The sequence below is a fragment of the Bradyrhizobium sp. UFLA06-24 genome, assembly GCF_054967145.1.
The window spans coordinates 1-1,259 of the sequence record NZ_JADFUE010000185.1; the positions used below are offsets into that span (position 1 = coordinate 1).

The 1,259-nt window shown below is 63.1% G+C and carries 1 protein-coding gene; it reads left to right on the top strand.

The window, feature by feature from the left end; all coding sequences use genetic code 11:
* Positions 1 to 350: 350 nt before the first annotated feature.
* Positions 351 to 1,259: IS110 family RNA-guided transposase (locus tag IF809_RS38535; protein ID WP_462840076.1), on the top strand; the 909-nt coding region annotated here is incomplete at its 3' end.

A 1,259-nucleotide genomic window follows, 5' to 3' on the forward strand; every position in this document is an offset into this window, starting at 1 on the left:
GTTCGTCGGCAGCGTCAGATGTGTATAAGAGACAGGGCGATACGGGAGGCGAGGGGTTTTGTCATGGAAGGGACTCTAACAAATCGTCGTCCCTGCGAAAGCAGGGACCCATACGCCGCGGCGGGTTTTGAGAAACGGGACTCGTCGTCCCAGCATCGCGTAACAATTTGCATTTGTGGTTATGGGTCCCTGTGTCTTGGAAGTGTGTCAGGATGAGGGTGGGCGGGAAGCCGTTGGGTCCTTGGCGCTTGACGCCGTGAGCCGGCTCGGTCTCCCGCCCGTTCCATCTATCAACCTGAACAGTTGCACGAGGCTGCACCAACAGACCTCGCATCACAGGGACAGGCACCGTGATCATAGCTCTTCGTTACGTCGGAATCGACATCTCCAAGAAACACCTCGATATCTTTGATGAGGCTGACGGCGTGCCGAGGCGCATTGCCAACGCGGCACAGGCCATCACACAGCAGGTGGCGCGTTGGCAATGCGATGCGCTGGTGGTCTTCGAGGCGACGGGTATCTATGACCTCGCGCTTCGCGAGGCGCTGCGTCAGGCCGGGATCCAGTTCGCACGGATCAACCCGGCCCGTGCCCGCGACTTTGCACGGGCCAGCGGCCTACTCGCCAAGACCGATCCGATCGATGCGCGGATGCTGGCGGCCTTTGCGCGGGCCATGCAGCCCGCCCCCGAGCAGGTCGCCGATCCTGCACGGGGCGCCTTGGCGAGGCTTGCAAAACGGCGGGATCAGCTGGTCCTCATGCGCGCCCAGGAGAAGAACCGGCGCAGCGAGGCCGACGATCGCGCCATGGCCGAACGCATCGGCCGCCTCATCGAGGTCCTCGACAGCGAGATCGCCGAGATCGAGGCCGACATCAGCGCGTTGATTAAAGCCGAAGCGCAGCTCGCGGACGATGCGAAGTTAATGCGTTCGCTGCCCGGCGTGGGTCCCGTGGCCTGCATGCAGCTCATCGCGCAGATGCCGGAACTCGGGCGGGTCGGACCGAAACAACTCGCAGCGCTCGCTGGCCTTGCTCCCTTCAACGTCGACAGCGGCACCTTCCGCGGCAAGCGCAAGATTGCGGGCGGCCGAAAGCGCGTTCGTGACGCCCTTTATATGGCGGCCCTCAACGCAGTTCGCAGAGCTGATCCGTTCAAGGCCTTCTATGCACGACTGCGACAGGCCGGAAAACCAGCCAAGCTCGCCCTCATCGCCGTCGCCAGGAAGCTGCTCACGGTCCTCACTGCCATGATGCGAGAC